18 protein-coding genes are annotated in these 24,397 nt (G+C 71.8%); 12 read left to right on the top strand and 6 right to left on the bottom strand.

Features of this window, described 5'->3' with window-relative positions; genetic code table 11:
- The first annotated feature begins 145 nt into the window (after window positions 1-145).
- On the top strand, window positions 146-382 hold the full coding sequence (locus FHG10_RS05605; RefSeq protein WP_152352327.1) for a hypothetical protein: 237 nt from the start codon (window positions 146-148) through the stop codon (window positions 380-382).
- A gap of 16 nt (window positions 383-398) precedes the next feature.
- Here FHG10_RS05605 and FHG10_RS05600 read toward each other — a convergent pair whose 3' ends face one another.
- Window positions 399-1,625 carry a cytochrome P450 gene (locus FHG10_RS05600; protein WP_152352326.1) on the bottom strand — a complete coding sequence of 409 codons (1,227 nt, stop codon included), beginning with the start codon at window positions 1,623-1,625 and terminating at the stop codon, window positions 399-401.
- Between the two features lie 247 nt (window positions 1,626-1,872).
- Between FHG10_RS05600 and FHG10_RS05595 the strand changes: the two genes are divergently transcribed.
- The 6 genes from FHG10_RS05595 (at window position 1,873) to FHG10_RS05570 (ending at window position 8,636) form a co-directional block, all read left to right on the top strand.
- On the top strand, window positions 1,873-2,772 hold the full coding sequence (locus tag FHG10_RS05595) for an SDR family oxidoreductase (protein WP_152352325.1): 900 nt from the start codon (window positions 1,873-1,875) through the stop codon (window positions 2,770-2,772).
- A gap of 43 nt (window positions 2,773-2,815) precedes the next feature.
- Window positions 2,816-5,047 carry a catalase gene (locus FHG10_RS05590; RefSeq protein ID WP_227488055.1) on the top strand — a complete coding sequence of 744 codons (2,232 nt, stop codon included), beginning with the start codon at window positions 2,816-2,818 and terminating at the stop codon, window positions 5,045-5,047.
- A 37-nt stretch (window positions 5,048-5,084) separates the two neighbouring features.
- Window positions 5,085-6,269, top strand: coding sequence for a zinc-dependent alcohol dehydrogenase (locus FHG10_RS05585; protein ID WP_152352323.1), 1,185 nt, complete (start codon window positions 5,085-5,087; stop codon window positions 6,267-6,269).
- Window positions 6,270-6,386: 117 nt separating this feature from the next.
- Window positions 6,387-6,878, top strand: a complete 492-nt coding sequence (locus tag FHG10_RS05580) for a transporter substrate-binding domain-containing protein (protein WP_152352322.1) — start codon at window positions 6,387-6,389, stop codon at window positions 6,876-6,878.
- A complete protein-coding gene (locus tag FHG10_RS05575) occupies window positions 6,875-7,909 on the top strand; it encodes a cation diffusion facilitator family transporter (protein WP_152352321.1) in 1,035 nt (344 codons plus the stop codon). Before FHG10_RS05580 ends, FHG10_RS05575 begins: the two co-directional genes overlap by 4 nt.
- Window positions 7,910-7,994: 85 nt before the next feature.
- Window positions 7,995-8,636 (top strand): cysteine hydrolase family protein, encoded by a 642-nt coding sequence (locus FHG10_RS05570; protein WP_152352320.1) that lies wholly within the window; start codon window positions 7,995-7,997, stop codon window positions 8,634-8,636.
- A gap of 65 nt (window positions 8,637-8,701) precedes the next feature.
- On the opposite strand, the gene FHG10_RS05565 is transcribed toward FHG10_RS05570, so the two are convergent.
- From FHG10_RS05565 to FHG10_RS05555, 3 genes are all read right to left on the bottom strand, one after another.
- Window positions 8,702-10,057, bottom strand: coding sequence for a M18 family aminopeptidase (locus tag FHG10_RS05565; RefSeq protein WP_152352319.1), 1,356 nt, complete (start codon window positions 10,055-10,057; stop codon window positions 8,702-8,704).
- A gap of 155 nt (window positions 10,058-10,212) precedes the next feature.
- On the bottom strand, window positions 10,213-13,062 hold the full coding sequence (locus FHG10_RS05560) for an SGNH hydrolase domain-containing protein (protein WP_152352318.1): 2,850 nt from the start codon (window positions 13,060-13,062) through the stop codon (window positions 10,213-10,215).
- A gap of 170 nt (window positions 13,063-13,232) precedes the next feature.
- Entirely contained in the window at window positions 13,233-15,515 is a 2,283-nt protein-coding gene (locus FHG10_RS05555; RefSeq protein ID WP_152352317.1) for a DUF6541 family protein, read from the bottom strand.
- A 232-nt stretch (window positions 15,516-15,747) separates the two neighbouring features.
- Here FHG10_RS05555 and FHG10_RS05550 point away from each other — a divergent pair, with 232 nt between their 5' ends.
- Window positions 15,748-16,824 carry a glycosyltransferase gene (locus FHG10_RS05550; RefSeq protein WP_152352316.1) on the top strand — a complete coding sequence of 359 codons (1,077 nt, stop codon included), beginning with the start codon at window positions 15,748-15,750 and terminating at the stop codon, window positions 16,822-16,824.
- A gap of 147 nt (window positions 16,825-16,971) precedes the next feature.
- On the opposite strand, the gene FHG10_RS05545 is transcribed toward FHG10_RS05550, so the two are convergent.
- Window positions 16,972-18,300 (bottom strand): UDP-glucose dehydrogenase family protein, encoded by a 1,329-nt coding sequence (locus tag FHG10_RS05545; protein ID WP_152352315.1) that lies wholly within the window; start codon window positions 18,298-18,300, stop codon window positions 16,972-16,974.
- 274 nt (window positions 18,301-18,574) lie between these two features.
- On the opposite strand from FHG10_RS05545, the gene rfbA reads away from it, so the two are divergent.
- Genes rfbA through tgt form a run of 4 tightly spaced genes read left to right on the top strand, consistent with a single transcriptional unit; the run spans window position 18,575 to window position 23,307 of the window.
- Entirely contained in the window at window positions 18,575-19,471 is an 897-nt protein-coding gene (rfbA, locus tag FHG10_RS05540; RefSeq protein WP_152352314.1) for a glucose-1-phosphate thymidylyltransferase RfbA, read from the top strand.
- Complete coding sequence (gene rfbB, locus FHG10_RS05535) at window positions 19,471-20,484, top strand: dTDP-glucose 4,6-dehydratase (RefSeq protein WP_152352313.1); 1,014 nt, start codon at window positions 19,471-19,473, stop codon at window positions 20,482-20,484. Before rfbA ends, rfbB begins: the two co-directional genes overlap by 1 nt.
- Window positions 20,481-21,905 carry a sugar nucleotide-binding protein gene (locus FHG10_RS05530; protein WP_152352312.1) on the top strand — a complete coding sequence of 475 codons (1,425 nt, stop codon included), beginning with the start codon at window positions 20,481-20,483 and terminating at the stop codon, window positions 21,903-21,905. The genes rfbB and FHG10_RS05530 overlap by 4 nt, the downstream gene beginning before the upstream one ends.
- Window positions 21,906-21,945: 40 nt before the next feature.
- Complete coding sequence (gene tgt, locus FHG10_RS05525) at window positions 21,946-23,307, top strand: tRNA guanosine(34) transglycosylase Tgt (protein WP_152352621.1); 1,362 nt, start codon at window positions 21,946-21,948, stop codon at window positions 23,305-23,307.
- Window positions 23,308-23,381: 74 nt separating this feature from the next.
- Here the strand turns inward: tgt and FHG10_RS05520 are convergent, their stop codons facing one another.
- A complete protein-coding gene (locus FHG10_RS05520) occupies window positions 23,382-24,392 on the bottom strand; it encodes a hypothetical protein (RefSeq protein WP_152352311.1) in 1,011 nt (336 codons plus the stop codon).
- Window positions 24,393-24,397: the final 5 nt, after the last annotated feature.

Genomic DNA, 24,397 nt, shown 5'->3' with positions numbered 1-24,397 from the left:
CCGGCGATCGGACGATGGCCGCGCCGCTCGCGGCACCGCGCCGGGCTCGACCCGCGTGCCGCGTCGACGCCGCCTCCCCTGTGCGGAGCGCGGATCGTGTGCGAGCTTTGAGGACCCGTGACCGACGTGCGAAGGGGTGGACGACATGGCCCGATGCGATGTCTGCGAGAACGAGTACGACCGACCGATCACGGTCGTGCAGGGGGCGCGTCGAGGCGTCTTCGACAGCTTCGAATGCGCGATCCAGGCGATGGCGCCGCGCTGCGCGCACTGCGGGTGCCGCGTGATCGGGCACGGCGTGCAGGCAGGGGAGGTCATCTACTGCTGCGCGAGCTGCGCCCGCACGGATCTCGGGGCGCAGGCGGTCGCCGACAGATCCTGACTCGGCCGAGGCCCGCTCAGAGCCCGCTCAGGACCACCCCGCTGCGAGGACGGGTGGGGAAGCGGTCGAGGCGGAACGTCAGATCCTGGGCGGGCGCCGAGGCGTCGGAGCGGGAGAGCAGGCGCACGGCGCGCTCCAGGAGCTCCACGGTGCTCCATTCGCCGGGGCAGCGGTGGTCGACGTCATGGTGCCCTGCCCCCTGCGCGATCAGCGTGTCGGGATGCTCCTCCCATGACCAGTCGCGGAACCGCTCGGGCCGGAAGGCATCCGGGTCGGGGAAGAGGCGCGGATCGTGGCAGGTGCCGTAGAGATCGAGGATCACCCGGTCGTCCGCCCGGAACGGGCGCCCCCGCCAGGTGAACGGCGTGCGCACCCGCCCGGGGACGGCCGGGAAGAACGGGTAGTACCGGCGCACCTCCTGGACGAAGGGCTCGAGATCGTCCTCGTCGCCGGCGGCGAAGGCACGACGCCACTGGGGGTGCTCGATGAGCGCGACCGCCGCGAACTCCACGAACAGGGAGACGGCGAGGATGGGGCGCAGGATGTTCAGCAGCTCGACGGCGGCCGTCCCGGGATCCAGGAGCTGACCGTGCTCGTCGGTGTGGTGCGCGAAGACCTCCAGCGCGGTGCCCTGCTCGGGTGAGAGCGAGCTCGCGCGCACGCTCCGCACGAGCTCGGCCGCCCAGCGCTCGACGCCGCGGCGACGCCAGCGCGCATGCCAGTTGGGAGGGCCGAACTGCGCCACGCGCTCCACCATCAGGCTCAGGTCGGCGCTGAGGCGCTCCGCATCGGCCCGCTCGAGCGGGATCCCGGCCCAGCGCAGGGCGGCGCGCGTGAGGACGGGCCGGACGAGGGCATCGAGCCTCGAGCGCCGCCGTCCGGGGTTCTGCGCCGCACGCTCCCATTCCTCCTCGAAGAGATCTCCCAGCCTCGTCATCGCGGCGGGCGTCATCAGGGACAGGAAGGCGCGCTTGCGTCGAGCGTGGGCGGTGCCGTCGAGCGACTGCACGGAGCCCTCGTCCTGCAGCAGGTGCTGAATGGCGTGCGGCATGGCCCCCTGACGGGTCATGTGGTGCCCGTCGTAGAAGAGTGCGGCGGCCTCGGCACCTCGCAGGAAGGTGACGGGCCGCAACCCGATCCGCGTGGTGAACAGGTCGGTGCCCTCGGCGTCGCAGCGCGAGGAGATGAAGGGATAGCCCTCGCGCAGGAGCCGGAGCGTGCTGTCGAAGGGGATGGTGCTCATGGTGACCTCCGCGACGGCGTTCGGGAGGCTGCCGCCGACCCGGCCACCATACGCGCCGACGGCCGCGGCGGCCGACCGATCGGAAAGCGCTGCGACCAGGCCTTTCGCTGTTCGGCATTGAGGGCACCCGAGGGCGCTGGTAGGCCTGAGCGGGCCGAGCGGTTCTTGTGCTCGGCACCTGACGACCGACGCCCGCGTCACGCGACGCTCACGTGCGGCGCGGTGCGCACCGGATGGAGGAGGAGCCATGACCGAGCACGACCAGCTGACGTTCCGCAATCCCGTCACCCGCTTCCCGGAGATCACCCCGCCCCGCCAGTCGCAGCCCGAGCCGGGCCTCGATGCCGAGCTCATCCCGGGTACGGACCGCGGTGAGGACAGCTACCGCGGCACCGGACGCCTCGAGGGGCGTCGAGCGCTGATCACGGGCGCCGACTCCGGCATCGGCGCCGCGGTCGCCATCGCCTTCGCCCGGGAGGGCGCGGACGTCGCCCTGAACTATCTCCCCGAGGAGAACGAGGACGCCGAGCATGTGGCCGGTGTGATCGAATCCTCGGGTCGGCGAGCTGTGCTTCTGCCCGCAGATCTCGCCGATGCGGACGCCTGCCGACATGTGGTCTCCGAGGCGGCCTCGGAGCTCGGCGGGCTCGACGCGCTCGTGAACAACGCCGGCAAGCAGGTCTCGGTGCCGCGCCTCGAGGACCTCTCCGACGAGGAGTGGACCACGACCTTCGATGTCAACATCACCGCGATCTTCCGCCTCACCCAGGCAGCCCTCGAGCATCTGGGCCCCGGCTCGACCATCGTGAACACGACCTCCGTCCAGGCGTACGAGCCCTCGCCGCACCTCGTCCACTACGCCTCGACGAAGGCCGCCATCAACGCCTTCTCCAAGGGGATGGCCCAGCAGCTCGCTCCGCGCGGGATCCGTGTCAACGCGGTCGCACCGGGGCCCATCTGGACGCCGCTCCAGGTCTCCGCGGGGCAGCCGCAGGACGCGCTCCCCGAGTTCGGCAAGAGCACGCCGCTGGGACGCGCCGGACAGCCGACGGAGCTCGCTCCCGCGTTCGTCTTCCTCACCTCGCCGGAATCCAGCTATGTGCTCGGAGAGACGCTCAACGTCAACGGCGGGATGCCGACGCCCTGAGCGTCCCCGCACAACCCACCCCCATCGAAGGAGGTGGCAGACGATGGCCACCGCACCGCATGTTCCCGACCCTCCGCACGCCCCCGATCAACCGCACGCCGAGGGCGAACCCTCGCGACCCCGCACCGCCACCGGCGCACCGGGCGCCGAGGATCTCGATGCGGAAGCCCAGCAGGGCGACCGTCTCACCACCGCGCTGGGCTCCCGTCTGTCGGACACCGACCACTCGCTCAAGGCGGGCCCTCGCGGGCCCGTGCTCCTGCAGGACCACCACCTGCGGGAGAAGATCATGCACTTCGATCACGAGCGCGTCCCCGAGAGGGTGGTCCACGCCCGCGGCGCGGCCGCCCACGGGCACTTCGAGAGCTACGGGAACGCCGCATCGCTGACGGTCGCGGACTTCCTGGCCCCTGGCCGTGTCACGCCCGTGTTCACGCGCTTCTCGCCCGTGGTCGGCTCGAGGGGGTCGGCCGACACCGTCCGCGACACCCGCGGGTTCGCGACCAAGTTCTTCACCTCCGAGGGCGTCTACGACCTGGTGGGCAACAACATCCCGGTCTTCTTCATCCAGGACGCGATCAAGTTCCCCGATGTGGTCCATGCCGCCAAGCCGCATCCTGATCGGGAGATCCCGCAGGCGCAGAGCGCGCACGACACCTTCTGGGATTTCGTCTCCCTGCACACCGAGGCGCAGCACCACGCCATGTGGCAGATGTCGGACCGAGGCATCCCGAGCTCGTACCGCATGATGGAGGGCTTCGGCATCCACACGTTCCGGCTCACCAACGCCGAGGGCGAGACCTCGCTGGTGAAGCTGCACTGGAAGCCCAAGCTCGGGGTGCACTCCCTGACCTGGGAGGAGGCGCAGATCATCGGGGGAGTCGACCCGGACTTCCACCGGCGCGATCTCGCCGACTCCATCGAGGCGGGCGCGTTCCCGCAATGGGAACTCGGCATGCAGGTCCTCCCCGACCAGGAGGACGAGATGTTCGAGGGCATCGATCTGCTGGACCCGACCAAGCTCGTCCCCGAGGAGATCGCCCCCGTCCAGCCCGTCGGGCTGCTCACGCTCGACCGCAACACGCGCAACTACTTCGCGGAGACCGAGCAGGTCGCCTTCCATCCCGGGCACCTGGTGCCCGGGATCGACGTCACCGACGACCCGCTGCTGCAGGGGCGGCTGTTCTCCTATCTCGACACGCAGCTGACGCGGCTCGGCGGGCCGAACTTCGACCAGATCCCCATCAACCGGCCGCACGCGCCCGTGGACGACATGCTGCGCGACGGGTACGGACAGCAGGCGATCCACACGGGCATCGCGCCCTATCAGCCCAACTCCCTGGACGGCGGCTGCCCGTTCGCCGTCGGCTCCGACGAGGCGGTCCGCGCCATCCCGATCCCGGTCGCGGCGGCGAAGAAGGAGCGCCGCAGCCCGGCGTCCTTCGCGGACCACTTCAGCCAGGTGCGCATGTTCTGGCTCTCGATGACGCCCGTCGAGAAGGAGCACATCATCGCCGCGTACTCCTTCGAGCTCGGCAAGTGCACCGACGAGGACGTGCGACGGCGCCAGCTGGAATGCCTCGCCCGGATCGACGCGTCGCTGTGCGCAGACGTCGCCGACTCCCTGGGCCTGCCCGCTCCGAGCCCCGAGCAGGCGCCGGATGCGGACGCCGGCGCCAGCCCCGCCCTCTCGCAGCTCGGGCGGCACTGGCCGGTGGACGGGCGAAAGGTCGGCGTCGTCGTCGATCCCACCCACGTGCCCGACGACCTCGGCGCCGTGCTCGAGCTCATCGAGTCCCTCGGCATGACCGCGTTCCTCATCGCCCCACGAGCGGGCGAGCTGCTCGGTCGGCACGTCGACCGCACGTTCGCGACCGCACGCTCCGTGGAGTTCGACGCCGTCGCCTTCGCCGGCGCACCCGCGCCCGCCGCTGATGCGACGCTCGCGCGCGATGCGAAGGCCGGATCGGGCACGGTCGAGAACATCGATCCTCGCGTCGTGCTGCTCGCCCAGGAGGCGTGGAGGCACAGCAAGGTGGTGGCCGCATGGGCCGACGGCGCTCAGGTCGTCGACGCGCTCGGGTCCGCCGGCCGGGCCTCGGAGGCGGACCCGTCGGGAGCCGGGTACGCGGGCAGCGCAGGCGTCATCGTCGGGCTCGACGGCGAGGAGGCGGTCCGCCATGCGCAGGAGTTCCTGAGCGCCCACCGCGTGTGGGAGCGATTCGGCCCGGTAGCCGGAGCCGCCGAGGAGTCCGAGGACGACTCGAGCCTGTGAACGGGACCACGAGGACCGACGACGAGGAGAAGGCACCATGAGAGCACTCACCTGGCAGGCACCCGGGCGCGTCACCGTCGAGACGGTGCCCGACCCCGTGATCGAGCAGGACACGGACGCGATCGTGCGCATCACCTCCAGCGCGATCTGCGGATCCGATCTGCACCTGTACGACGTCCTCGGCCCGTACATGAGCAGGGGCGATGTCATCGGTCACGAGCCCATGGGCGTCGTGGTCGAGACCGGGAAGGACGTCACCCACGTGGGGGTGGGGGATCGCGTCGTGGTCCCCTTCAACATCGCCTGCGGGCGATGCAGCATGTGCCTCAGAGGGCTGCAGTCCCAGTGCGAGACGACGCAGGTGCGCGAGTACGGCTCGGGCGCTGCGCTGCTCGGCTACTCGAAGCTGTACGGGCAGGTCCCCGGTGGGCAGGCCGAGCTCCTGCGCGTCCCCCACGCCGACTCGGGTCTGATGCGCGTCGGCGACGAGCTTCCCGACGAGCGCTATCTGTTCCTCTCGGACATCCTCCCCACCGCATGGCAGGGCGTGCGGTACGCGGATGTCCCCGACGGGGGATCGGTGGCGGTCCTCGGGCTCGGGCCCGTCGGCCAGTTCGCTGCGCGGATCGCCCAGCGCGAGGGTGCGCGCGTGTTCGGCATCGACCCGGTGCCCGAGCGCAGGGAGATGGCGGCCCGGCATGGCGTCGAGGTGCTCGACCAGGGAGCCGACGCGATCCAGGCGATCCGCGAGGCGACGTCGGGGGAGGGCCCGGACGCCGTGATCGATGCGGTGGGCATGGAGGCCCACGGGAACCCGGTGGCCGGGATCGCGCAGAACCTCGTGGGCAGGCTCCCCGGACCACTCGGCAGACCGGTGATGGAGCACGCGGGAGTGGACCGCACCGCAGCCCTGGACGCCGCCATCGATCTCGTGCGGCGCGGCGGGACGCTGTCGCTCAGCGGCGTGTACGGCGGGACCGCGACGCCCATGCCGCTGCTGACGATGTTCGACAAGCAGCTTACCGTGCGGATGGGCCAGTGCAACGTGCGCAGCTGGACCCAGGATCTGCTGCCCCTCGTCGAGGATCCGGACGATCCTCTGGGTACGACGGACCTCGTCACCCACCGCCTGCCTCTCGAGGAGGCGCCGGCCGGCTACGAGCTGTTCCGTCGCAAGCACGACGGGTGCATCAAGGTCGTGCTGGAGCCGTCCCCGAGGTGAGCGGTGCGGTGAGCGAGATGTCGTCGCCTCCGTCCTCAGCGAGCTGAGCGCTGTCCGGGCCTCTCCGTGATGACCTAGGGTTCCTGCACGACGGCCGGACCTCGAGGAGGACTCGCGATGTCACGCACTCTCAGCAGACGATCCCTGCTGATGCTCTCCGTCTCCGCCGTGCTGGCGACTGCCGGTTGCGCGGACGCCGTGCCTCGCGACTCGCAGGGCACCTTGGAGCGCGCGGAGGGCGGTCGGCTCGTCGTCGGCGCCGCGGAGAATCCCCCGTGGACCGAGATCGCAGATGACGGCGGTGTCGGTGGCCTCGAAGCGGGCATCATCGGGGACTATGCAGCGAGCATCGACGCGACTGTCGAGTGGTCCACCGGAGCCATGAGCGTGCTCGCCCGGAAGATGAAGAACAATGAGCTCGACCTCGTGATCGGCGGCCTCACGGCGGACACGCCGTGGGCGGACAGGATTTCCCCGACCCGCCCCTACCAGGTGGTCAGGGCGGACGATCGATCGACGCAGAAGATGGTGATCGGGGTGAGACCGGGCGAGAACGCCCTGCAGGTCTCGCTCGAGCGCTTCCTCGCGAAGAGGACGGGGGAGCTGTGAACGGGAGCAGGCGCGGCGAGCCCGCACCCGAGGAGGTATCCCCGTCGGGGCGCGACGCCCTCCCGGAAGAGCAGGAGCGCGTGCTCGCGCGGGCCATTCGCCTCGAATGGTTCTCCCTCGTCTTCCTCGCGGTGACCGTGACCATGGTCGCGCTCGTCTCCGGGCAGTCGCAGGCGATGAAGGCCGCGTGGCTCGAGGACTCGATGTCCCTGCTGCCGCCGATCGCCTTCCTGATCGCGGCGCACCTGATCAGCAAGCGCTCCGACCGCGGCCATCCGTACGGCCACCACCGCTCCATCGGCGTCGCGCACGTCGTCTCCGCCGCGGCGCTGCTGGGTATGGGCGTGTTCCTGGTGGTCGACTCGCTGAGCACCCTCATCACCGTCGAGCGGCCGCCGGTGGGGCTGACGGTCGTGCTCGGGCACGCCTTCTGGGCGGGCTGGCTGATGATCGCGGTCATGGTGGTCACCAACATTCCTCCCATCTTCATCGGGCGCGCGAAGATGAAGCTCGCCGAGCCGCTGCACGACAAGGTGCTGTACGCCGACGCCGATATGAACAAGGCCAACTGGACCTCGGCCCTCGCCACCGTGGTCGGGGTGCTCGGCATCGGCGCTGGTCTGTGGTGGGCCGACTCCGTGGCCGCCCTCGTGGTCTCCGTCTCGATCCTCCATGACGGCGTGAAGAACCTGCGCTCGTCCATCCGGGGTCTCACCGACGCCGAAGCGCGGACCTTCGACGACAAGGAGCCCCACCCGCTCATAGGGGACATCGAGCAGAAAGCGCGGGAGACGGACTGGGTCGCCGACGCGGTGAGCCGAGTGCGGGACGAGGGGCACGTCTTCCACGTCGAGGTCTTCGTGGTGCCCGCCGACGGGGCGGAGGTGACAGGGAGGAGATGCGAGGAGCTGCGCAGAGCGCTGCGGGACGTCGACTGGAAGGTCCACGACGTCGTCATCGCCCCTGTCTCTGAGATCCCGGCCGATCAGGCCTTCCGCAGCAGTGGGTCGGGTTCCGGCGCGACATCATGATGCGGGCCGCACCGCGCGGCCCGTACCCGACGGGGACGGGAAGCGGGAGGCTATGCAAGTGCAGTGGCGGCGTATCGTCGATGGCATGAGAGACGCACTGCTGCTGGTCGATCTGCAGGAGGCCTTTCTCGAGGCCTCCGGGCTGGCCGACGCGCGAGCGGGCGTCGTGGAATCGGTGACCGCGCTCGCCGAGGCGGCGCGTGCGGCCGAGGTGCCCATCCTGCTCGTCACCACCGAGCACAGCAGGGACCGCTCCACCTGGACGCTCAACATGATCGACGACGACCAGGGGTTCCTGTTCCACGGCGACCCCGGGACCGAGGTGATCCACGAGTTGGACACCACCGGGATGACACGGGTCGAGAAGACGCGCGACAGCGCCTGGTTCGGCACGGACCTGCTGCTGCGCATGCGGAACCTCGATGCGCAGCGAGTGGTGATCGCGGGCGTGTCGACGCACGCCTGCATCGCACAGACTGCGCGTGACGCGTATGCCAACGGGCTGCGGGCCGACGTGGTCACGGACGCCGTCGCCGACGAGCGCCCCGAGCACAAGGACGCCGTGCTGGACCTGCTGGTCGGCGACCGGCAGGCGGAACTCGTGAGCGTGCAGGAGGTGCTCGACCGCTGGCGCGGCAGGATGCCGCCCGGGCGCGCGCCGGCACGGCAGCGGCAGTCCGCGCGAGATCCCGGTCGCACGGCCGCCTTGGGCGTCTCAGCGCACTGAGGTGCCGGCGCAGGGCCCGCGTGGGATGGGCGCGCGAGTCGCGCCCGGGGCCTCCCGCCGAGCCGTCAGCCGCGCAGGAACTCCTCGCACGCCCGCGAGAGGTGCAGCGGGTCGGCGACGGCGCACATCTCGCGGGCCGAGTGCATGGAGAGCAGGGTGATGCCCACGTCGATCGTGGTCATGCCCAGCCGGGTCGCGGTGATCGGGCCGATGGTGGACCCGCAGGGCATGGCGTTGTTCGAGACGAAGGCCTGCAGCGGCACGCCCGCGCGCTCGCAGGCCTCGCTGAGCGCCGCGGTGCCCACGGCGTCGGTCGCATAGCGCTGGCTCGCGTTGATCTTGAGTATCGGGCCGGCGCCCAGGCGCGGACGGTTCACCGGGTCGTGGCGCTCGGGGTAGTTCGGGTGGGCGGCGTGGCCGGCGTCGGCCGAGAGCACCATCGACCCCGCCAGCGCGCGGCGCCGCGAGGCCTCGTTGCCGCCGAGCGCCTCGTGCACGCGCACCAGCACGTCCTCGAGGAACGGGCCGGCGGCGCCGGAGCGGGATGCCGAGCCGACCTCCTCGTGGTCGTTGGCGACCATGAGCGCGATCGGGCGCGCAGAGCCCGCGCCGGTGGACGAGCCCGCGCCGTCGGCCGCTCCCGAGCCGGCCCCGTCGGCGAGCCGCACGAGGGCCTCGACCTCGGCGTGGACGGAGGAGAGGTTGTCGAGCCGACCCGAGGCCAGGAACTCCTCGTGGGCGCCGAAGAATCCGGGCGCCTGCGCGTCGGCGGTGACGACGTCGGTCCCCAGGATCTCCGCGCGCTCCACGCCCGCGCGCTCGGCGAGCAGGCCCAGCACGTCGACGTCGCCGAGGCCCAGGATCGGCTGCATGTGCTTCTGCGGGTTCAGGGTGAGGCCGTCGGCGTTCACCCCGCGGTCCAGGTGCACGGCGAGCTGCGGAACGCGCAGCAGCGGGCCGGTCGCGACCAGCACCTCGCGGCCGCCGCGCAGCACCAGGCGACCGGCCAGACGCAGCTCGCGGTCCAGCCACGAGTTCAGCAGCGCCCCGCCGTAGACCTCGACGCCCACCTGCGCGATCGTCTCCGCGGCGAGCTGCGGATCGGGCTTGACCTTCAGGGCGGGGGAGTCGGTGTGGGAGCCGACGATCCGGAAGCTGCTCGCCTCCGACGCGTCCTCCGGTGCGGACCAGGCGATGAGCGAGCCGTCGCGCAGCACGAACCGGCTGCCGCGCACCGCCTCCGCATCCCAGTCCGCCTGCTCGTCCAGGGCCGTGAACCCGGCGGCCTCCAGGCGCCGGGCGGCCTCGCGCACGGCGTGGAAGCTCGAGGGGGAGGCGGTGACGAAGGAGCCCAGGTCGGTCGCGAAATCGCGGGCCTCGTCGGTGGGGCGGACGGCGGATTCGGCAGGTGTGGAGGTCATGGCCTCATCGTTCCACAGCGGGCGGGGCCGAGACGGCGGGTTCGGCCCTCGTCCAACATCGCCGGACCCGCCGGACCCGCCGGACCCGCCGGACCCCGCCGGACCCCGCCGGACCCCGCCGGAGCCCACGGGCCCACGGCCCCCGCCGCTCCGTCTCAGCCGCCGTCGGACGCCGCGGCCTCCCCGCCCTCGGGCGCCCCCGCGTCGGGGTCCTTCATGGCGAGGGTCGCGTCGATCTGCTCCTCGAACCAGTCGTCCATGGTGCGGGAGAAGGCGTCGGTCAGGTGGTAGCTGTCGCGGTAGACGAACACGTTGCCGATGATCGGCGAGCAGCGGCCCTTCGGGCACAGCACGTCGGTCGCGGGGTCGGCGATGCGGATCGGCGCGTACGGGTCGTCGGTGGCGCGGTGTGCCGACGGGTTCTCGGCGTCCATCCGGTTCTTCATGTCGTCGCCGCACTCGGCGTCGGCCTGCGCCGCGTCGCCGCCTTCGCGCAGCACGTCGAAGGAGCAGTCGAAGCGGTTGCCGGACTCCTCCTTCTTGGGCCAGCGCGGGTTGTCGCGCAGCAGCAGCACGGGGATGCCGCGCTCGGTGGTCAGCGGGAGCGCGCTGTCGAGGTTCTCGCGGTCGGTCTCGGTGTCCGATCCGCCGTCGAAGGAGGTGCGGGTGCCCATCGTGATCAGCACGTCGGGATCGACGCCGTCGATCAGCGTCTCCCAGGAGGTGTTCACGTCCTTGCACTGGGTGTCGACGGGATCGGTCGTGAAGGTGCAGCCGCTGTGTCCGATGTAGTACACCGCCCAGTTCCGCTCCTTCGCGATCTGCAGGATCGCGCCCGTGTACTGGCCGGCGTGGGAATCGCCCGCGAGCGCCACCGTGAGGTCGGGGTCACCGTCGGGCGCGGGCGTATAACGGCAGGTCACGGTGTCCGGCAGACCCAGCTGCTCGTGACAGTCCTCGTCGTAGGTGTGCTCCGAGGGCTCGGTGACCACGTCGGGCGAGGGGATGGTGGCGCCGAAGCCGTCCGCCATCGGGTCCACGGTCCACTGCGCGCCCGGGTTCGGGACGGTCGGCGCGGCCGGGCCGCCGTCGCTCGCGCCGGCGCCGCCGTCCTCGGAGCCCTGGGCCACGGTGAGCGAGCGATCGCTGACGGCGGGGAAGACGGCCTGGGAGCCGACGAGCACCACGACCAGGCTCGCCGCGATCGCCGCGAGCGCGCGCCGCGGTCGCGCATCGAGCCAGGCCGAGCGGCGCACGGGGGTGTCCACGAAGCGCGTGAGCAGCCACGCGACCAGCAAGGACACGGCGAGCACTCCGGCGCCGTCGAGCGCCCCGGCGCGCTCCTGCCCGGTGAGGGCGAGCCAGCCGATGAGCAGCGGCCAGTGCACGAGGTACAGGGCGTACGCGATCGAGCCGAGGAACGCGATCGGGCGCAGCGAGAGGAAGGCATCGGCGCCCCACGAGCGGCCCGAGCGCCCGGCGAGGATCACCAGGCCCGCCGCGGCGAGCGGCCAGATCGCGATCCAGCCGGGGAACATGCCCTCGACGTCCAGCATCGCCCCGCACGAGAGCAGCGCCGCGAGGCCCGCCCAGCCGATCACCGCGCGCACCGCGCCGAAGCGCGGGCGGACCGCCGCCGACGTCGTCGCGCCCGTCGCCCGATCGATCAGCGGCAGGGCCAGACCCAGCAGCGAGCCGAGCGCGAACTCCCACAGCCGGGCCGCGGTGTCGAAGTAGGCGAAGGTCTGGTTCGACGCGGTGGAGATGATGGACCACACGAGGGAGACCATGATGACCAGCGAGAACATGCCTGCCATCAGCCTGCGCGGGTGGGCGCGCAGCATCGGCAGGCGGCGCATCAGCAGGGCGCCGAGCGCAAACAGCAGCGGCCAGACGAGGAAGATCTGGCCCTGGATCGACATCGACCAGAAGTGCTGCAGCGGGGAGGCCGCCGCGGCGTCGTGCGCGTAGTAGTCGACGCTGTCCGCCGCGAGCACGTAGTTCTGGACGTACAGCGCGCTCGCCCACGCCTGGCGCTGCACGGTCGCCCAGATCGTCGGCGGCAGCACCGTGAACGCGAGGACGAGCGATCCCAGGATGGTGACGACCGCGGGCGGCAGCAGGCGCTTGAACGTCTTCAGCCAGTAGCGGGGCACGGCGAGCGGACGGCCGGACTCGAGGCGCCGCGCGAAGGAGCCCGTGAGCAGGAAGGCCGAGATGAACAGGAAGACGTCGACGCCGCCGGAGACCCGCCCGAACCAGATGTGGTAGACCGCGACCAGCAGGATCGCGATCGCCCGCAGCCCGTGGATCTCGACGCGGAAGGGCACGGAGAGGCCCGGCTCCGAGGGGCGGGGCGCGGATCCGGACGGTGCCGGGTGCGTGCGACTGCGGGTCAGGCGCTCGAGATCGGTGCTGGTGGGCAGCGGGCGCGTCGCGTGCGCGGACGCTGCGGCCCGGGGCGGCGTGGTCCAGGCGCCGTGGGTGCCGTCGGAGCGCTCCGCAGGCCGCTCCGCCGCAGGCTGGTCCACCGCGGGCTCATCCACCGTGGGCTCATCCGCCGTGGGCTGGTCCACCGCGGGCTCGTGCGCCGCGGGCTCGCTCTCCGCGGTCCCCTCGAACTCGACGGGGTACCCGAGGTCTGCCGTGGCGTCGCCGGGCTCGAGCCAGGCGTCCAGGGACTCGGGAGGGACGTGCGCGTCGGCGGAGCGAGCGGGAGCGGCCTCGGTGGACGGCTCCTCGGATGCAGCGGTGGGCGTCTCGGACGGCGGTTCATGGAGGCGCCGGGCGCGTCGGCCGTGGCGTCGCCCGGGCGAGGGGGTCGCCGTGCTCTGCCCGGCGTCGCCCGGATCCGACGACGCGTTCTGCGCGGTCGAGTCGGAGGGATGCCCGTCGGCCCCGGGACGCTCCTCGGGGCCTCCGGGGCCCGGCGGCGTCTCGTCCCGGGGAGCGCCGCGGCGCCGGCCGTGGGCGCGCGGTGCCGACCGCGCGTCATCGTCCGACATCCGTCCCCCTTCGTCAGCGCACCTGTCCGTCGCGGCCCGCATGCAGTGGTGAGCGCACAGAGCCTATCGTCACCGTGCACGGCGTCCGGGGTGAGCGGCGCCTCTCCTGCCGGGGCCTGCCGCGTCACGTCGGGAGCCTCCGCGCGGCCCGTCTGACGAGGAAGTCGGCCTCATCCATGGCCTGTGAGCTCCATCCGGCCGTCGGACCCCCGGCACGGGAGCAGCTTCCACAGCGCGGCCTTCCCCACCCGGTGCAGCTCCACGGCGCTGCCGTTGCGTGCGGCGTCCTCCGGTCCGTGGTTCGGGCTGCGCCTGCGCCAGAGAGCAGGCTCGGTGGAGGTGAAGACGTAGCGGGCGTCCTGCCGCGCGGCGGCGTCGCACATCGCGGGGTCGCTGTCGATCCTGCCGAGCCCCCGCAGCAGCAGGCGGTCGTCCTCGCTCAGAGCAGAGGCCGGGGTGGGGGCGAGGACGCGGCGATCCTCGAGCGCCCACAGGAGCGAGCCTCCGTCCCAGGGATCCGCGATGATCGTCGCGTGCGCCGGCACCAGGGCGTCGGCCTGCGCGAACACGGCGAGCTCGTCGGAGGAGACGACGTGCGGATGCTGCCAGTAGCGGTCCATCAGGGCGTCCTCGTGCCGTGCCGTGGGGGAGCGGACGGCAGGAGCGAGGAGGCCGAGGATGCACACCGCGGCCACGAGGGCCTGCGCGCGGGGCGCCGTGATGCGCCCGCCGTGCGCCGGCCGTCCGCTGCGTGCCGCGAGTCCCGCCCCCGTCGCGAGTTCCGTCCCCGTCGCGAGTTCCGCTCCCGCCGTGTGTCCTGCCTCCGCCGGGAGTCCCGCCCGGGCTGAGTGCTGTCCGACCCGCGCGGAGCGCCTCGTTCGCACCCGTCTCAGCCGTGCCGGCAGGGCGCCTGCCGTGCGGGCGAGCAGATCGATCGCGAGGGCCAGCACGGGGATCGCGAGCACCGGGATCAGGGCGGCCAGACGGTAGCTGTCGTCGTACCAGGGGCCGGTGAGCAGGTAGCGGGTGTCCCGGTCGCCGACGGCCGCCGCCACCACGAACAGGAACGTGCTCGCCAGCAGCGGCGGCAGCATCCAGCGCGAGCGGGAGAACGCGAGCACCACGAGCATCGCGAGGCCCGCGAGCAGTGCGGGCGGCACAGCGGGCGGCACGTGCGCGCCGGACATGCCGAGCCCTGCCCGGAGAGCCTCCGTGATGTGCATGTGCGCAGGCCAGGCCGACGCCCCGCGCGAAGGTCGCAGCTGCGACCACGCGAACGGGATGAGGGCGATGAGCACGAGCGCGGCGCCGCATGCGAACAGGGGGAAGCGCCGGCGGGGATTCCGCCCGTCGTCCGATGGGGCGCGCCCGTCGGTCGAGGGGATCCGCCCCACGCCCGACGCCGCTGCCCGGGCGGTGGCGGACGCCGATGTCCGATCCCTCCGTCCCCGCACCCGGGCGAGGATCCCGCCGACCGCCGCCCACAGCGCCATCGGCGCAACCAGCACGAGCGAGGCGTGCAGACCCTGCGGGTGCGCCCAGAGCACCGCGCACACCGCCACCGGGACCGCGATCACCAGCTGCAGCGGGCGCAGGCGCTCGCGGGTGCGCGGCGCGAGGCCGAGCGCCTGCGCCGCCACCAGCACCACCGTCGGGAGCATCGCCGTGGACAGGAAGTTCGGCAGCAGCAGCCCCCACGTCATGAGCGCCAGCGGGAACGCGAAGGACGCCCCCGTCAGCGCGCCCGCCGCGCACAGGCCGGCCGGGCGCGCACGCGTGCAGCCGGCGACGAGGGCCACGATGCCCAGCGGCCACACGACCGCCCCGACCAGCAGCATCAGCGCGTTCGAGGCGAGCGGGATGGAGCGGCCCGACGTCATCACCACGAGGCTCGCGAGCTCGTGCCAGCCCGCCGGGTAGAAGCCGGTGCTCCCCTCGGGCAGGTTGAGCGTCGAGACCACTGCGGCGGACCCGTCGCGGGCGTCGAGGATCGCGCGCACCCCGCTCAGATGGAAGATGTCGTCGTAGGTCTGGCTGATCGCGTCGATGCCGCCCATCCCGTGCAGCGCCCGCACCGCGATCACCACGCCGCCGATCACCAGCCCGAGCAGCGCGGCCAGGGCCCGGGCGCGCGGAGAGCCGTCCGCTGCATCTCGCGGGACCGTGCCTCGGGGTGCCGCCCGCCGCGTGCGGCCAGGCCGCGAGAGGATCCTGCGGGCCGCGAGGACGAGCGCCCCCGCGATCAGTCCCACGACCACGGGCGTCGCCGGCGACCACCCCGCGCCCACGGCATGGGAGCCCTCGGCCGCCATGGCGACGACCACGAGCGAGGCCGGCGCGAGCAGAGCCGCACCGGTGAACGGACGCGGCCGCAGCGCGATCACGAGCGGCAGCCCGGGGATCACGAGCACCCCGAGCGCGGCGACGAACGCCGAGATCTCGGCCAGCGGCATGCGCACTCCTCGGCACGGTCCGACGGGACGGGCGCGGCACGGGCCGCTCGGGCGACCTCACCATGCCACACGCGCCCGGACCGGAAGGGCCCGCTCCTCATCCTCCGCCCTCCGCGGGTGGTGCTGGTTGCCCGGAGTTCACCGCCGGGCCATCTTCCCTCCGTAGCGTCGCCACGCACGCGCCAGCCCCGGGGCCCTTCCTCCCCGAGATCGAGAACATGAGGTGTCACCGGTGAAAGTGTTCGTCCAGATCCCCTGCCTGAACGAGGAGCAGACGCTCCCGATGGTGTTGGACACGATCCCTCGGGAGATCCCCGGGGTCGACGAGGTCGTGGTGCTCGTCGTCGATGACGGCTCGACCGACAGCACCGTCGAGGTCGCGCGGGAGCACGGCGTCCAGCACTTCGTGCGCCACGCGCGCAACATGGGACTCGCCCGCTCGTTCCGCGACGGGGTCGACTACGCGCTCGCCCACGGCGCGGACGTCGTGGTCAACACCGACGGGGACAACCAGTACAAGCAGGAGCGCATCGCCGACCTGGTCGCCCCCGTCATCTCCGGCGAGGCCGACATCGCCATCGCCGATCGGCAGACGACGAAGATCGCGCACTTCTCGCCCTTCAAGAAGCTCATGCAGCGCGTCGGATCGCAGGTCGTCAACATCGCCGCCGAGACCGAGCTGCCCGACGCCGCCTCCGGATTCCGGGCGTACTCGAAGGCCTCGCTCATGCGCCTCAACGTCGTGACGCAGTTCTCGTACTGCATGGAGACGATCATCCAGGCGGGCAACAAGCGCCTGCGCATCGCCTCGGTGGAGATCGACACCAATCCCAAGACCCGCGAGTCGCGCCTGTTCAAGAACATCTTCCAGCACATGGCGAAGTCCGGGTCGGCGATCGTCCGCGCCTACCTCATGTTCAAGCCGCACCACGTGCTGGGCTGGCTGGCGGTGATCGCCGGGATCGTGGGCCTGGTCCCGTTCGTGCGCTTCCTGATCTTCGCGCTGCTGGGCGAGGGCAGTGGGCACATCCAGTCGCTGATCTTCGGGACGATGCTCCTGACCTGCTCGTTCCTCACGGTGGTCCTCATGATCATCGCCGACCTGCAGCGAACGAACCGAGTGCTCATGGAAGAAGCCCTGGAGCGTCTGAAGCTCGTGCAGTACGGAGTGCCGACCCCGCCGGCGGGTGCCGAGAGGTCATCCGTGCCGCAGCTCAGCGCGGAGGTGGAGCCCATCGACGAGGAGCGCTCGGCGGACCCCGCGGTCGTGGGGCAGCCGAGCGTCGCCGAGGTGCCCCGGCGACGCTGAGCACAGCAGCTGAGCACAGCAGCTGAGCACAGCAGCTGAGCACAGCAGTGGCCGCGACGGTGCGCGCCCTCGCGGCCACTGCTCGTCTCCCTCGGAACGCCTGCGTGGAGCCCCCTCCCTCTGGACGTGTCCTTCGGGCCCTGCCTCTCAGGGACGCCCCATGGACGCGTAGGTCCACCCCGCCCGGCGCCACGCCGCAGGCTCGAGGGCGTTGCGGCCGTCGATGATCTGCGGGACCCGGACGACCTCCCGGAGCTCTGCCGGGTCGAGCTGCACGAATTCTCTCCACTCGGTCAGCAGCAGGACGAGATCGGCCTCCCGTGCAGCCTCGAAGGCGTCCGCGGCGATGGCGAGGTTGGGCCGCTCGGCGTGCACGCGCGCGTTCGCCGCGGGATCGGTGACGACGACGTGCGCGCCACGGCCCGACATCTTCGAGGCGATGTACAGGGCGGGGGACTGCCGGGTGTCGTCGGAGTCGGGCTTGAACGCGGCGCCGAGCACGGCCACGCGCTTGTCCGTGAACTCGCCCCCCAGCGCTTCGCGAGCCATGTTCACGACGTGATCGCGGCGCCGGTTGTTGACGTTGTCGACCTCGCGCAGGAACGACAGCGCCTCGGTGAGGCCGAGCTCCCCGGCGCGCGTCATGAAGGCCCGGATGTCCTTGGGCAGGCATCCGCCGCCGAAGCCGATTCCGGCGCGCAGGAACTTCGGCCCGATCCTCTCGTCCAGTCCGATGGCCTCCGCGATCACGGAGACGTCGGCCCCGGTGGCATCGCAGACCTCTGCCACGGCGTTGATGAAGGAGATCTTGGTGGCCAGGAACGAGTTCGCGGAGACCTTCACGAGCTCCGCGGTCTCGAGGTTCGCGGTGATGAGCGGGATCTCGCGGGCCAGCATCGGGGCGTACATCGCATCGAGCACGGCCCGTGCGGTCGCCGACTCGGCCTCGTCATCCGGGAGCCCGAAGACGATGCGATCCGGGTGGAGGGTGTCCTTGACCGCGAAGCCCTCGCGGAGGAACTCGGGATTCCAGGCGAGGACCGCATCGGAGCCGGCGTCGCGGATCCGCCCCTGCAGCTCTCGTGCGGTGCCCACGGGCACGGTGGAGCGGCCGATGACGACGCTCGGCCCGTCGGGGGAGAGGTCGAGCCAGGGGATCAGGGCGTCGACCGCGGCGTGCACGAACCGGAGATCGGCCCCCGCGCCGTCGATCTGCTGGGGCGTGCCCACGCAGATCACGTGCGCCTGGTAGTCCGCCGCCAGGGAGTAATCGGTGGAGAAGCGGAGCCGGCCCTCTTCCAGGGCCCGGGTGAGCGTCTCATCGAATGCGGGTTCGTGGAATGGTGCTTCCCCGCGGTTGAGCGCGTCGACCTTCTCCTGGTCGATGTCGAGCCCGAGCACTTCGTGGCCGATCGAGGCCATGGACGCTGCATATACCGCTCCGAGATACCCGCAGCCCACTGTCGTCATCTTCATGATTCCGCATGCTAACCAGGAGAATGGCTATGTTCCTCTTCGGCCGCCGCCAGGTGAATTCAATACGTCTGCGGGGTGAATCGAAGACGTCGAAATGGTGTCCGATGTTCTCGAATACGGTCGAAACGTGAAATGCATTCCTCCTCCCTCGCCCCGGCCGCCCCGACCCGCGTCCATCCCGTCCGCTCGGCGCCCCGCTCGATAGCATCCGGGCAGGAGCATCAGCGGGCGCCCCGCGCCCCACCCGTGTCGACACCCTCAGGAGCGTGCACCCATGCGCGGCATCATCCTCGCCGGAGGCACCGGATCGCGACTGCATCCGCTGACCCTGGGCGTCTCCAAGCAGCTGCTGCCGGTGTACGACAAGCCGATGGTCCACTACCCGCTGAGCACCCTGATGCTCGCCGGCATCCGCGACATCCTCCTCATCACCACGCCCCATGACCAGGAGTCCTTCCGCACGCTGCTGGGCGACGGCTCGCGCTTCGGGATCCGCCTCGAGTACGCCGTGCAGCCCGCCCCCGACGGCCTCGCGCAGGCCCTCGTCATCGGCGAGGAGTTCCTGGGCGGCGGCCCCGCCGCACTGGTCCTGGGCGACAACCTCTTCTTCGGCCAGGGCATGGGCACGCAGCTGCGCCGCTTCGCCGACGTCGACGGCGCCGCGGTGTTCGGCTACTGGGTGAAGGATCCGCGCGCCTACGGCGTGGTCGAGGTCGGGGCCGACGGGCGCGCCCTCTCCCTCGAGGAGAAGCTGGCCCGTCCCCGCTCCAACCTCGCGATCCCGGGCCTGTACTTCTACGACGCCACCGCACCGGAGCGCGCGAAGGCGCTGCGGCCCTCGGCCCGCGGGGAGCTTGAGATCACCGACCTGAACCGCTCGTACCTCGAGGACGGCGCGCTGCGCGTCGAGGTCCTCACCCGCGGCACCGCCTGGTTGGACACCGGCACCTTCGACGACCGCGCGGCCGCCGCCGAGTTCGTGCGCACCGTCCAGAAGCGCCAGGGCCTGTTCATCGGCGCCCCCGAGGAGGTCGCCTGGCGCATGGGATTCCTGTCCGACGACGAGCTGCGCGAGCGCGCCGAGCCGCTGGTGAAGTCCGGCTACGGCGCCCACCTGCTCGACATCCTCGAGCGCGAGACCGCCCCCGCATCCCCCGGAGGAGACCGCTGATGCCCCGCCACCTTCTCGTGACCGGCGGCGCCGGGTTCATCGGCTCGAACTTCGTGCACCACGTCATCGAGCGCACGGAGGACACCGTCACCGTGCTCGACAAGCTCACCTACGCGGGCAGCGCCGCCTCGCTCACGGGGCTTCCCGAGAACAGGGTGACCCTGGTCCACGGCGACATCGCCGATGAGGACGTGGTCGAGGAGCTCGTCGGCTCCCTCACCGGCGAGGACGACGCGATCGTGCACTTCGCCGCCGAGTCCCACAACGACAACTCCCTGTCCGGCCCCGCTCCCTTCGTCCGCACCAACCTCGTGGGCACCTTCACCCTGCTCGAGGCCGCACGCCGCCATGGCGTCCGCCTCCACCACGTCTCGACCGACGAGGTCTACGGCGACCTCGCGCTCGAGGACCCGGCGCGGTTCACCGAGACCACCGCCTACAACCCCTCGAGCCCGTACTCCTCGACGAAGGCGGGCAGCGATCTGCTGGTGCGCGCGTGGGTGCGGTCCTTCGGCGTGCGGGCGACGATCTCGAACTGCTCGAACAACTTCGGCCCCCGCCAGCACGTCGAGAAGTTCATCCCGCGCCAGATCACGAACCTGATCGACGGCATCCGCCCGCGCCTGTACGGGGCGGGCGCGAACGTGCGCGACTGGATCCACGTCGAGGACCACTCCTCGGCCGTGCTGAGGATCCTGGAGGCGGGCCGCATCGGGGAGACGTACCTGATCGGGGCCGACGGAGAGGCCTCCAACCGGGAGGTCGTGGAGCTGATCCTGCAGCTCATGGGCCGTGCAGCCGACGACTACGACCTCGTGGCCGACCGGCCCGGCCACGACCTGCGCTACGCCATCGACGCGACGAAGCTGCGCGAGGAGCTGGGCTGGGAGCCGGTCTTCGCAGACTTCGCGAGCGGGCTCGCGCAGACCATCGACTGGTACCGGAAGAACGAGGACTGGTGGCGGGGCCAGAAGGCCGCGACCGAGGCGAAGTACGCGGAGGCAGGGCAGTGACGGGCGCGGGCGGCCTCGTCGTCTCCACCGCGCCGATCCCCGGGCTGCTCGTGCTCGACCTGCCGCTGCCGGGCGACGCGCGGGGCTGGTTCAAGGAGAACTGGCAGCGCGAGAAGATGCTCGCCGCGGGGCTGCCGGACTTCGGCCCCGTGCAGAACAACATCTCCTTCAACCAGGAGGCCGGCGTCACCCGCGGCATCCACGCCGAACCCTGGGACAAGTACGTCTCGGTGGCCACCGGCCGGGTGTTCGGAGCGTGGGTGGACCTGCGCGAGGGACCCACGTTCGGGACCGCCTACTGGCACGAGATCACCCCGGGCGTCGCGATCTTCGTGCCCCGCGGAGTCGGCAACGCCTTCCAGACCCTCGATGCCCCCGCCGCCTACACCTACCTGGTCAACGACCACTGGTCGCAGGCCGCGCAGGCCCAGTACACCTTCCTGCACCTGGCCGACGAGACCGCCGCCATCCCCTGGCCGATCCCTCTCGAGGAGGCCGTGCTCTCGGACAAGGACCACGCCCATCCGCGCCTCGCGGACGTGGCCCCGGTGCCTCCGCGCCGCACTCTGGTCGTGGGCGCGAGCGGCCAGCTGGGCCACGCCCTCGCCGCGCACTGGCAGGGCCGGGCCGACGTGGACCTGGTGGGACGCGACCGCCTGGACATCGCCGATCCCGCCTCCGTCGGCGGCTTCGACCTCTCGCCGTACGGGGTCATCGTCAACGCCGCCGCGCACACCGCCGTCGACGCCGCCGAGACCCCCGAGGGACGTCGGGAGGCGTGGGCGACGAACGTCGACGGCGTCGCGCGGCTCGTCGAGGCGGCACGACGGCACCGGGCGACGCTCGTGCACGTCTCGAGCGACTACGTGTTCGACGGCGCTGCGGAGGTCCACGACGAGGACGAGCCGCTGAGCCCCCTGGGCGTCTACGGGCAGACGAAGGCCGCGGCCGACCGCCTCGTCCAGACCCTGTCCGAGCACTACGTGCTGCGCACCAGCTGGGTCGTGGGGGAGGGACGGAACTTCGTGCGCACCATGGCGGACCTCGCCGCGCGCGGCATCGACCCCGCGGTGGTCGACGACCAGGTGGGGCGGCTGACCTTCGCGAGCGAGCTCGCCCGCGCGATCGACCATCTGCTGAGCGTGCGCCCGGCGTCCGGGGTGTACGACGTGACGTGCGCGGGGGAGCCGAGCAGCTGGGCGGACATCGCCCGGCGCGCCTTCGCCCTCACCGGACACGACCCCGCCCGCGTCCGGGGCGTCTCCACGGCGGAGTACTACGCCGCCCAGGGCCGCGCCGAGGGCGACGGCACGATCGCACCCCGCCCCCGCAGCTCCGTCCTCTCGCTCGCGAAGATCGAGGCGACGGGCTTCACCCCGGCCGACCAGGACACGGCCCTCGAGGACTACCTCCGGGGCTGACCACAGCGCTGCGTGGGACACTGAGCGGGTGCCCAGCCCCATGCCCTCCCCGTCGTCCGATCCCGCGCAGCAGGCCCCGTCGGCCCCGTCGGCCCAGCAGGCCCCGGCCTTGTGCCCGGCCCCGCACCCGGCGCCGGTCGCCCCGTCGGACCTCTCCCCGGATCGCCGCGGCTTCGCGATCACCGCGCGCCACGGCGAGAAGGCCCGCGCCGGGGTGATCCGCACCCCGCACGGCGACATCGCGACCCCGGCGTTCGTGCCCGTGGGCACCAAGGCGACCGTGAAGGCCGTGCTCCCGCAGGCCGTCGCGGACCTCGGCGCGCAGGCGGTCCTCGCCAACGCCTACCACCTCTACCTCCAGCCCGGCCACGACCTGGTCGACGAGGCCGGCGGTCTGGGCGCGTTCATGAACTGGCCGGGCCCCACGTACACCGACTCGGGCGGCTTCCAGGTGATGAGCCTGGGCGCGGGCTTCAAGAAGGTCCTCTCCAGCGAGTTCTCCGGAGGGGAGAAGGCCCGGACCGCGAGCGGCGAGGACGACGCCGTCGCCGAGGGCAAGGAGCGTCTGGCGCACGTCGACGACGACGGCGTCACCTTCCGCTCCTTCATCAACGGCGACGTCCACCGCTTCACGCCCGAGATCTCCATGCAGATCCAGCACGGACTCGGCGCCGACATCATGTTCGCCTTCGACGAGCTCACCACGCTCATGAACTCCCGCCCCTACCAGGAGCAGGCGCTCGAGCGGACGCGGCTGTGGGCGATCCGCTGCCTCGCCGAGCACAAGCGGCTCACCCTCGAGCGGGACACCAAGCCCTACCAGCAGCTGTGGGGCGTCATCCAGGGCGCCCAGTACGAGGACCTGCGCCGGCGGGCCTCCCGAGACCTCGGATCGATGGAGGTCGACGACCAGGTCTTCGACGGCTTCGGCATCGGCGGCGCGCTCGAGAAGGAGAACCTGGGCACGATCGTCGGCTGGGTGACCGACGAGCTGCCCGAGGACCGCCCCCGGCACCTGCTGGGGATCAGCGAGGTCGACGACCTGTTCATCGCCGTGGCCGCCGGCGCCGACACCTTCGACTGCGTCTCGCCCTCCCGGGTCGCCCGCAACAGCGCCGTCTACACGCGCACGGGCCGGGTGAACCTCACCGGTGCGCGGTACAAGCGCCAGTTCGCGCCGATCGACGAGACCTGCGACTGCTTCACGTGCACGCACTACACCGCCGCGTACATCCACCACCTGTTCCGCGCCAAGGAGATCCTCTCGGCGACGCTCTGCACCATCCACAACGAGCGGTTCGTGGTGCGCCTGGTCGACGAGATCCGCGCCGCGATCGCGAGCGGTGACTTCGAGGCCCTGCGCGAGGAGCGCACGGGCGCCTACTACGGCGAGGCGCGGTGAGCGGTCTCGCGGTGAGCGGACGCGCGGAGGTCGGCTGCTAGCCGCACGGCTGCGATGCGCACTGTGCGCCCAGGTCAGGACTTCTTCGCGGCGCGGAGCACGACGATCCCGCCGACGATCACGAACGCGCCCTCGATGACGTGGCGGATCACTTCGACGATCACCATCGCCACGAGCATGCCCCGCGCGGCGTCGTAGCTCCCGTCCTGGAGAGCGGACTGCAGAGCGGCCTGCGCGATCGCTGAGACGATCACACGCGTCACGACGCCGCACACGAGCGGAGCGAGGACCAGTCCGCCACCGATCCGCACTCGCTGCGGGCCGATCACCAGGAAGTAGATGGCGGCTGCGAGAAGGGCGATGCCCACGATCACGTTGAGGATGACGAGCAGCACGCCGCCCACGGCGAAGCCGGCGACCCCCGCCTCGGAGCCCTGGTACCCCGCCGAGTACCCGCCGGCGGTGGTCACGATGATGGCGATCGAACGGATCAGCAGGAACAGGGCGCCGAGGGTGATGACGATGATCGCGAAGGTGCGCGTCAGCCGGCTGCGATCCGGCGTTCCCGCCGGTGCGTAGAGGGGCATCGAGGCGTTCCCCGGATCGTACGGGCCGCCCTGCGCAGTCTGCTGAGGAGCCGCATAGGGCGACGGCTGCTGCGGCGGGGCGCCGAACGGCTGCGGCGCGGGCGAGGGCTGTGACTGCGCGGGCTGCCCCCACGGGGAGGGCTGCTCGGACGCGCTGGGGCGACCTGCGTCCGGCTGACCCGTGCCCGGCTGGGGAGCGTTCGCCGATGCGGCGCTCTGCTGCGGCCAGCCTGGCTGCGGCTCGCCCGGCTGCGGCCAGCCCGGCTGCGGCTCGCCCGATTGCGGCTCGCCCTGCTGCGGCCAGCCCGGCTGCTGACCTCCCTGCTGCGGCCAGCCCGGCTGTGCAGCGCTCTGCTCCGAGGTGCTGCGGTACGGGTCGTACGGCTGGGCGGCCTGCTGGCCGCCCTCATGCTCGCCGTATCCCTGCTGCTCGTCGGGGGCCTGCCCGTACCCCGGCTGGTTCTGCTGCGGATCCGGCTGCCCGTAGCCCTGCGACATGTGCT

The organism is Brachybacterium subflavum (assembly GCF_009299795.1).
Taxonomy (GTDB): Bacteria; Actinomycetota; Actinomycetes; order Actinomycetales; family Dermabacteraceae; genus Brachybacterium; species Brachybacterium subflavum.
This window is presented reverse-complemented; position numbering and strand designations above follow the sequence as displayed.

Bases quoted from the DNA above. Each gene is read 5' to 3' on its own strand.
- FHG10_RS05590 (WP_227488055.1), top strand. From the start codon at position 2,816: ATGGCCACCGCACCGCATGTTCCCGACCCTCCGCACGCCCCCGATCAA.
- FHG10_RS05545 (WP_152352315.1), bottom strand. From the start codon at position 18,300: ATGAAGATGACGACAGTGGGCTGCGGGTATCTCGGAGCGGTATATGCA.
- FHG10_RS05570 (WP_152352320.1), top strand. From the start codon at position 7,995: ATGAGAGACGCACTGCTGCTGGTCGATCTGCAGGAGGCCTTTCTCGAG.
- FHG10_RS05520 (WP_152352311.1), bottom strand. From the start codon at position 24,392: ATGTCGCAGGGCTACGGGCAGCCGGATCCGCAGCAGAACCAGCCGGGG.
- FHG10_RS05565 (WP_152352319.1), bottom strand. From the start codon at position 10,057: ATGACCTCCACACCTGCCGAATCCGCCGTCCGCCCCACCGACGAGGCC.
- FHG10_RS05605 (WP_152352327.1), top strand. From the start codon at position 146: ATGGCCCGATGCGATGTCTGCGAGAACGAGTACGACCGACCGATCACG.
- FHG10_RS05585 (WP_152352323.1), top strand. From the start codon at position 5,085: ATGAGAGCACTCACCTGGCAGGCACCCGGGCGCGTCACCGTCGAGACG.
- FHG10_RS05555 (WP_152352317.1), bottom strand. From the start codon at position 15,515: ATGCCGCTGGCCGAGATCTCGGCGTTCGTCGCCGCGCTCGGGGTGCTC.
- FHG10_RS05595 (WP_152352325.1), top strand. From the start codon at position 1,873: ATGACCGAGCACGACCAGCTGACGTTCCGCAATCCCGTCACCCGCTTC.
- rfbA (WP_152352314.1), top strand. From the start codon at position 18,575: ATGCGCGGCATCATCCTCGCCGGAGGCACCGGATCGCGACTGCATCCG.
- FHG10_RS05580 (WP_152352322.1), top strand. From the start codon at position 6,387: ATGTCACGCACTCTCAGCAGACGATCCCTGCTGATGCTCTCCGTCTCC.
- FHG10_RS05600 (WP_152352326.1), bottom strand. From the start codon at position 1,625: ATGAGCACCATCCCCTTCGACAGCACGCTCCGGCTCCTGCGCGAGGGC.
- rfbB (WP_152352313.1), top strand. From the start codon at position 19,471: ATGCCCCGCCACCTTCTCGTGACCGGCGGCGCCGGGTTCATCGGCTCG.
- FHG10_RS05560 (WP_152352318.1), bottom strand. From the start codon at position 13,062: ATGTCGGACGATGACGCGCGGTCGGCACCGCGCGCCCACGGCCGGCGC.
- tgt (WP_152352621.1), top strand. From the start codon at position 21,946: ATGCCCTCCCCGTCGTCCGATCCCGCGCAGCAGGCCCCGTCGGCCCCG.